At 28.5% G+C, this 8,662-nt stretch carries 7 protein-coding genes; 1 reads left to right on the forward strand and 6 read right to left on the reverse strand.

What is annotated here, in order from left to right; all coding sequences use genetic code 11:
• The 6 genes from HMPREF1871_RS02550 to HMPREF1871_RS02575 all read right to left on the reverse strand — a co-directional run.
• On the reverse strand, positions 1-1,722 hold a 1,722-nt coding region (locus HMPREF1871_RS02550; RefSeq protein WP_066129685.1), incomplete at its 3' end, for an SHIRT domain-containing protein.
• 215 nt (positions 1,723-1,937) lie between these two features.
• Positions 1,938-4,010 carry an ATP-dependent zinc metalloprotease FtsH gene (gene ftsH / locus HMPREF1871_RS02555; RefSeq protein ID WP_066129687.1) on the reverse strand — a complete coding sequence of 691 codons (2,073 nt, stop codon included), beginning with the start codon at positions 4,008-4,010 and terminating at the stop codon, positions 1,938-1,940.
• Positions 4,011-4,025: 15 nt separating this feature from the next.
• Entirely contained in the window at positions 4,026-4,586 is a 561-nt protein-coding gene (gene hpt, locus HMPREF1871_RS02560) for a hypoxanthine phosphoribosyltransferase (RefSeq protein ID WP_066129689.1), read from the reverse strand.
• 9 nt (positions 4,587-4,595) lie between these two features.
• Positions 4,596-5,903 carry a tRNA lysidine(34) synthetase TilS gene (gene tilS / locus HMPREF1871_RS02565; RefSeq protein ID WP_066129693.1) on the reverse strand — a complete coding sequence of 436 codons (1,308 nt, stop codon included), beginning with the start codon at positions 5,901-5,903 and terminating at the stop codon, positions 4,596-4,598.
• Positions 5,904-5,933: 30 nt separating this feature from the next.
• Positions 5,934-6,305, reverse strand: a complete 372-nt coding sequence (locus HMPREF1871_RS06175; RefSeq protein WP_066129696.1) for a hypothetical protein — start codon at positions 6,303-6,305, stop codon at positions 5,934-5,936.
• 37 nt (positions 6,306-6,342) lie between these two features.
• On the reverse strand, positions 6,343-7,050 hold the full coding sequence (locus HMPREF1871_RS02575) for a GntR family transcriptional regulator (protein WP_066129699.1): 708 nt from the start codon (positions 7,048-7,050) through the stop codon (positions 6,343-6,345).
• A 257-nt stretch (positions 7,051-7,307) separates the two neighbouring features.
• Here HMPREF1871_RS02575 and HMPREF1871_RS02580 point away from each other — a divergent pair, with 257 nt between their 5' ends.
• Positions 7,308-8,612 (forward strand): ABC transporter substrate-binding protein, encoded by a 1,305-nt coding sequence (locus HMPREF1871_RS02580; protein ID WP_066129701.1) that lies wholly within the window; start codon positions 7,308-7,310, stop codon positions 8,610-8,612.
• Positions 8,613-8,662: the final 50 nt, after the last annotated feature.

Below are 8,662 nucleotides of genomic sequence, written 5' to 3' on the forward strand. Positions count from 1 at the left end.
TTTTTTATCATATCCTAGGAATGTCCATTTCCCTCCGTCTACTGATATTTCTTTTTGTGCTGGGTCAACTGGAGTTATTTTTTCTCCTTTTTTATATGTTTTTTCATCTTTTGGTAGTAAGTTTTTGACTTTATCTGGTAATTTTTTTTCGCTTCCTGATTTAAAATCATAGTTTACTTTATGTTTTAAACTAGCATTAAAGTCTACGGTTATTCTTGTTTTTTTGTCATTACTATCTAAAAGACCAACTGTAAATTCTTGTTCTTCTTTTTCGTTATAGTATGGCTCTTTTAAATTTTTTGCTTTCAAAACATATTTTCCCGGTTCTAAATAAAGAAGATTATTTGTTTCGTAATAGCCTTGATCGTTTATTGTAGTTTTTTTCATCATTTCTTCTATAGAATTAATAGTATCTTCTTTTTCTTTTACACGATTATGATTTGGACTAATATTTTCTTTAACTAAAACTTCTTTATTATCTTCTATACGATAAAGGTCAAAAGTGTTTTCTAATGGTGTTTTTTTGTCCTCTTTAAATTGACAAGCGACAATTTCTGTTGGAATAGCTCTATAAGTAATATAGTAATGTTTTGTAGTTAGCATATTTCTATCTTTATCATAACCATAAGTTAAATAATGATTGCCTTTTTCTTTTGTTGTAGCGTCATCTTTTTTAAATTCTTTTGTTTTTGGTTTGTCTATATCATTATCACAGTAAATATATCCCGGAATTGTTTTTGCTTTTAACTCTTTTAAAGTAGGTCTTTTTATACTACTTTTATCTTCTTGATAGGTCAATAAAGGAATGGAAAATCTAGCTTTGTAAACTGGATTATTTCCAAAGAAAGCTTTATCTGTTTTAACAATGTCAAGCATATCTTTTAAATCTAATTTTTTAAAAGGTTCATTAGAAAAAGAATTTTTATCTTTTTCACTTCTTTCTTTTAGAGGTGAAGATAGTTTTTGATTTGTTAATTTTCTATAACTACTATCATCTACAAAGTGAAAATCTGCATCTACAGAAGTTACAAAAAATTTAAATATAGTATTCCCTTCTCCATATCTATCTACATAAAAAACTTGCGATAGTGCATCATCTTTTTTAGTTACTTGATAGCTAACTCTGATAAAGGCACGAGTTTGCTTTGGATTTACTTTAAATTTAGTTTCCTCTTTTAAATTTTCTCCAAGGACTTTTTTATTTACCGAAAGAGAAAATGGCGTTTCGGCATATTTACCGTCATTAAAAGAAATTTTATTACCCTCTTCTAGAGTGTTAAAAGCGTGATAAACTGCTCCAACTTGCGCTCTTGCTCGTCCTACATTTCTTTTTGGTAAAAAGATAAAGTAATCAACTGTTCCTTCTTGTGTATGCCAATCTACATATCTCCATCCTTCTAATGATAATTGTTTGGTATCTTTTCCATTAGGGTTAAAGTCCTGTCCTTTTGGAGTGAAATACATTTTTACTTTATCATCTTTTTCCGCTTCAGCTTTTTGCAATTCTTCATCTGAAAAAACTTCTGGATAAAGATTTTCTAATGTTTTTTCATTCATAAGGTCATAATAGCCTTCATCATCTTTGACAAAATTATTTACTTCACTTGCACTTAAATTATTATTTAAATTAACATCTTGATTTGTTTCTTTTGCTTCTATGTTAGGCACTACTCCTGATAAAATCAAAGGTAAAACCATTAAAGAAAATTTTAGTTTTTTCATTTCCTTACCTCACACAATATTTTTTTATTAATATTCAAACACTTTTATTATACTACTTATTTTTATAAAATTCATCTTTCTAAACGCTGTCTTCGTGAAATTTCTTTTTAAAATAGTTTTTTTAAGGATAACTAATAATTTTTTATTTTTTTCTGATATTTTTTCATTAAAAAATAAAATATCCTAAAATTTATTTTTAGGATATTTTACTTTCTTTATTTTGAATTTTCTTCATCTGAAAAGTTTTCTTTATTTTCATCTTTAACTTCTGACTTTTCTTTATCTGAAATTTCTTCTTTTGCTTTAGATTCATCTAATGAAGTTTTCTCTTTTGCTTTAGATTCGTCTAATGAAGCATTCTCTTTTGCTTTTTCCTCTTCTTCTCTTGCTTTTTGTTCATAGTATTTTTTATTTACTATTTTATCTAATTTTTCTTTTTGCTCTTCATTTAAATCATCTGGCATTAGTGAAAATTCATATAATGATACTATTTCTTTTCTATCTATTGTTTCTACTTTTATTAGCGTTTCAGCTATTAAAGATAATTTTTCTTTGTTTGTTTCGATTATGTGAAGCACTTTTGAGTAATTTGTCGATACTATTTCTCTGACTTCTTTGTCGATTTCTTTTAGTATTTCTTCGGAATAATTCCCCGTACTTGCTAATTGTCTACCACTATATGGATCATTATATGGAAATTGTAAAGGTCCTATTTTGTCACTCATTCCATATTCTGTTACCATCGCTCTTGCTATGGAAGTTACTTTTTCAAAATCGTTGTGTGCTCCTGTAGATATTTCTTTAAAGAATACTTGCTCTGCAGCGCGTCCACCCAAAAGACCACAAATTTTGTGTGTTAGGTCTGTTTTGGTCATGAAATATTTTTCTTCTTCTGGTATCATCAAATTATATCCACCTGCGTCACCACGAGGTATAATTGTCACCTTTTGCACCTTATCTGCACTATCAAGTACCATTCCTATAATAGCATGTCCCGCTTCGTGGTAAGCTACTAGACGTTTTTCTTGAGGAGAGTATAGTCTACTTCGTTTTGCAGGTCCTCCTATTACTCTATCCATAGCTTCGTCTAAATCTTCTTTTTCTATTACTTTTTTATTTTCTCTTGCTGCTAATAATGCCGCTTCATTTAAAAGGTTTGCTAAGTCTGCTCCTGAAAATCCTGGAGTTTTTTCTGCCATTCTTCTCAGTTCAATATCTTTTGCTAAAGGTTTACCTTTTGCATGAACTTTTAATATAGCTTCTCTTCCTCTTACGTCAGGTGTCGATACTTTTATTTGTCTGTCAAATCTTCCAGGTCTTCTAAGAGCGTTGTCTAAAATATCAGCTCTATTTGTCGCTGCTATTACTATTATTCCCTTATCTCCTTCAAAACCGTCCATTTCTACTAATAGCTGATTTAAGGTTTGCTCTCTTTCGTCATTTCCTCCTCCTACTCCAGAGCCTCTCTTTCTACCTACTGCATCAATTTCATCAATGAATACTATACAAGGTGCATTTTTTACAGCTTCTTTAAATAAATCTCTTACTCTACTAGCTCCAACCCCTACAAACATTTCAACAAAGTCAGAACCTGAAATAGAGAAGAATGGAACTTTAGCTTCTCCTGCTACTGCACGTGCTAAGAGAGTTTTACCTGTCCCGGGAGGGCCTTCTAATAGCACTCCTTTTGGTATTTTTGCTCCCATTTTTGTGAATTTTCTATGGTCTTTTAAAAATTCTACCATTTCTGCTAATTCTTGTTTTTCTTCATCACAACCTGCAACATCTTTAAATGTAACTTTTGCATCGTCACCATCTACTTTTTTGGCTTTGGATTTTTGGAAATTCATGATTTTTCCGCCTCCACCGCCTTGCATTTGGCTCATAAAGAAAAATAAAAGTCCTATCATTATAATAAATGGCACAACATTTCCTATAATGCTTATTATTGCATTAGTTTTATCTGCCGGTTTTATTTCTAAATTACCTATGTTTTTTTCTTTTGCTTTATTGTAAAAAGTTTCAAATATTGTTTTATCTTGTGTAGATATTGTTGTCTTAAAAGACTTATCACTATCTTTGTATTTTCCTTTTACAGTGAAAGTGTCATCAGATTGCTGTATAGTTACATCTTGCAACTGATTTTCATCTAATTTTTGCACCAAAGTAGAATAACTAATGTTTTCTACACTTCCCGGCAAATCTTTTTGCCAAAAAGCAAATATCCCAATAGCAAGCAGTATCATAGCTAATATTGCTAAGGTTGGTCTTTGTTTTTTATTTTTCATTAATATTTCTCCTTATTACTTAGTTACTTCATATATTGCAGGTTTTAATACTCCTATATATGGAAGATTTCGATATTTTTCATCATAATCAAGGCCAAAGCCTACTAAAAATTCATTTGGTGATTCAATACCAAAATATTCTGGTTCTACTTCTACTTTTCTTGCAGAGGGTTTATTTATTAAAGAGGCACAAGCTATGCTATTTACTTCTCTTTGTTTTAAATAAGAAATAAGATGTTTTAGGGTTCTTCCTGTGTCAACTATATCTTCTACTATTATAATATCTCTTCCCTTTAAGTCCATAGTTACATCTTTTCTCAATATTATGCTTCCTGTAGAAGTTGTCCCCCCATGATAACTTGCAACATCAATAAAGTCCATTACAATATGTATATCAATATGTTTTATAAGTTCTGCCATAAAAGGTAAAGCACCTTTCAGAGTACAAAGTAGCACAGGTTCTTTTTGAGAATTTTTATAATCTCTTGTTATCTCTCTAGCTACCCTTTTAGAAACTTCTACTATTTTATCATGATTAAATAATACTTTTTCTATATCTTTTAATAAATTTTCCATATGTAACCTCTAAATTAATTTAATGTAGTAATCATAGTCCCTATTTTTACTTGTTTTTGAATTTATCCCTAATATTCCTATAATTTCTTGTTCTTTTCTTATTATAGGCAATCTTTCTCTTAAATATTTTGGAATTTTTTCATCTATAAATATTCTAGAAATTTTTTTTATTATTTTTCCTCTTTTTAATTTATCTCCTGCTTTTTTAGTAGTTATTAAAAGAGGTAAGTCTGTTTTATTAAATCCTACTTCACCTTTTCTTTCTTTTGATGATATAAGTATTTTAAAATTATTAAAAGTGTAAATTTTTTCGTCTTTTAAATCTTCTTTTAAAATCTTTATCTTGTTATTATAGCATTTTTTCTCTATTTTATATATAGATATGCTATCATATTCTTTTATTATTTTTAAATTTTCTTTTAGATCTAAACTTATATTTTTTTGACTGGTATAAATTTTATCTATATTTTTTGAAATTGAATCTTTTTTAACCGTATATATATCAAAGTTTTCATTTAATATTTTTGTTATAAAAAGGTTCTTTTCTATAATACTTAAGTTGTTAAAATCTGTCAACTTAAAACTTATTTTATCTTTTTCTTTGGTTATTTTTATGTCTTTTGCTTGTAAATTTTTCTTTACTTGCTCTCTTAATTCATTATAATAATTTGAAAAAGATATTAAATTTTCCTCACTACTTTGATTTAATCCTTTTAAAAGAGGAATTATTTTGTGTCTTACATAATTTCTTTGATAGTTTGTATCAAAATTTGTTTCGTCTTGATAAAATTTTAAGTTGTTTTTTTTGGCATAGTTTATTATTTCTTCTTTTTGAATGTCTAACATAGGTCTTAAAATTACTATATTTTCTAATTTTTGCCTTTTTAAGATAGATAAGTTATAGTCTTTGCTTCTTCCAGAACATAACCTTAAAATTATGTTTTCTACACAGTCATTTCTATGATGAGCTGTTAAGACATTTTTTATTTTGTTTTCTTTTGCAAAATCAAAAAAAGCTTCATATCTCATTTTTCTTGCTAACATTTCTTCTGAAGTGTGATTTTTTCTTTCTTTTTCCCTTAATTTTAAGTCACGAGTGCAAATTTTTAGATTATATTTTTTTGCTAGTTCTTTTACAAATATTTTTTCTATTTCCGACTCTCTTCTCAGTCCATGGTTTATATGAAAAATTACTAATTCCTTATAAGTATCTTTGTATTTAGTTACTAATAAGTTAAATAAAACTATAGAATCTACCCCTCCAGAAAGTGCTATTGCTATCTTTTCGCTTTTCTGCCACAATAGGTTAATCTTCACTTAAAAAACCTCTTTCTTTTAATTTTCTTTTTATTTCATCATATTTTTTTTTGCTATGTAAAATGTTTCTTCTATTTCTTCTAAGTAATTATCAGGAAGTTTTATTTCCTCTTCTCTCTTTTTTTCTGGCTGTTTTTCTTTTTTTATTATTTTTACCTTTTCTTTTTCTACAGAAATCTTCATTCCTGATATACTTTTTATTTTTTTTAAGTCATTTAAGGTTATTTTTTTCTCTTCTGCTTTCTTTGTTTCTTCTTTCATGGAAGAGAGTTTTTTTACTTCTTTTTTAGCTGTTTTTGGACGATTTTTGGGGGATTTTTTGTGAGGGTTTTTCCCTTTTTGTTTTTCCTTTGTTTCAGCAGTTTTTTTATTTTTTATGTTTGTTTTTGTTTCTTTCTTCATTATAAAAAAATCCTTTTTTCTCTTTTCTTATAAAATATTAATTTTCTATTTTTATTTTATAATATTTGTAGTTTATATATATTTTTACATACTCAAACACTCTGCCATCTTCTAAATATGTCATTCTGTCAAATTCAAAGCAAGGTTCGTTATTTTTAGCTATTAATTTTTTTATTTCTTCTGGTGTGTTTAAAGTTACTTTAATCGTTTTTTTAAATTTAGCTTTGTGAATGTCGATATTGTATTTTTTTCTTATCATTGTTGCTAGTTCAGAAAAGTCTTCTAATTTATTTATATTGATATTTGGTAAGTATTTTACTGGTATGTAATTGATTTGATATGCCCAATCTATATCGTCAATGTGCTTGACTCTTGATACTTTTAATAGTTTTCTGCTTTTTATATTTAAAAACTTTTCACATATCTTTTCATCACTTATTATTTCTACAGAAAGAACTGTTGATTTTTCTACATTTTTAATATTGATATAATCATCAAAATTATTGTCCTCTGTAAAATATATTTTTTTATTTACAAGAATTTTTTTTACAAAACTTCCTCTACCTTGAACTCTATAAATATAACCATTTACTGCAAGGTCATTTAAAACTCTTACTGCTGTAGTGCTACTAACTTTATATACCTCTTTTATTTCTTTTTCAGTATATATTTGCTCTCCTTCTTTAAACTTTCCATTTTCTATCTTGGCTATTATATCTTTTGTGATTTTCTCATATTTTTTCATATTTTTACCGCACCTCACTTATTATATAATGGTATCATTTCACCTTGTTATTGTAAAGAACGCCTATATTTAAATAAATGTTTTTTTCTTTAAAATTTTTATAAATTGCTTGAAAGTTTTATAATTTTTCGCTAGAAATCAGAAAACGCTTTACAATTAAAAATTATTATGCTAATATAAATTTAACACATTAAGTAAGATTTTTATTTCTTACTTTTATATTTTAATCATAAAATTTTTTAAGGGGGATCTCATTCATGAGTAAAAAGTTTTTTAAAGTTATGGCTTCTGCCTTAGCTACAGCAGTTATACTTACAGGTTGTGTGGGAGGAAAAAAAGAAGAAAAAAAAGCCGACCCTAACGCAAAAGTAGAAATAACTTATTGGAATTTTCCACAGTTTACAAAAGACGGTGAATTTAAAACTACCGAAGAATATGACGCTGCTTTAATAAAAGCATTTGAGGAAAAATATCCAAATATTAAAGTTAATTACCAAAAAATAGAATTTACTGACGGACCTGCTAAAATCGAAACAGCTATCCAATCAAAAACAGCTCCTGACGTTATCTATGACGCTCCGGGACGTGTTATAGCTTGGGCTGCTAAAGATTTATTAGTTCCTTTTGATAATATCGAAAAAGATAAATTCTCAAAAGCAGCAATTAGTGCATCAAGTTATAAAGATAAAGTTTACTTATATCCTCAAGGTGTTGCACCTTTCTTAATGGGAGTAAATGTTGACTTAACTGATAAACTTGGAGTTACTAATCTACTTCCACTTAACAAAAAAGATCGTAACTGGACAGTTGAAGAGTTTGAAAAATTCCTGCGAGCAGTAAAAGAAAAAGACCCTAGTCTTGTTCCTACTCTTTTCTACACAAAATCACAAGCAGGAGATCAAGGACCTAGAGCATTTGTTTCTAACCTTTATGGTTCATGGATAACTGACAAAGATGTTACAAAATACACAATTAATGATGAAAATGGTGTTAAAGGATTAGAATGGGTTAAAAAAGCATATGACGAAGGGTTACTTGGACAAGGTGTTGCCCTAGAAGCTAAAGACGCTTTAGAAGCATTTAAATCTGGTCAATCTCCAATGTCTATTCTATTCTCACCAAGTTTAGCTGCTGCTCACGCTAGTGGTTTCAACTACAAATTCATACCTTTCCCTAACAATAGTGGTAAAGCAACTTATGAATATCTAGTGGCAGGACCTGCTATCTTCAATAATGGAGATGTAAACAAAGCAGAAGCTGCTAAAAAATTCGTAGACTTTATGGTTAATGACAAAGATTGGGGTAAACGTACACTATTAGCATCTGGTAACTTCAGTGCAAAAGTTGGAGAAACTGGTTTATATGATACAGAAGAACTTAAATTCGCTGAAACACTTACTGAGCAATACGGACCATACTACAACACAATCCCAGGATTTGCAAAAATGAGACCATTATGGTTCAACATGGTTCAAGGTGTACTAAATGGAACAACTACTCCAAAAGATGGATTAGATAAATTCGTTCAAGATGCCGACAAAACTATAAAAGAAGCTAAATAAAGATAAAAAAATCTGCTCTCTTTGATGTGTACCCATAAAACTGGACACAA

This window comes from Gemelliphila asaccharolytica (assembly GCF_001553005.1).
Lineage (GTDB): Bacteria > Bacillota > Bacilli > Staphylococcales > Gemellaceae > Gemelliphila > Gemelliphila asaccharolytica.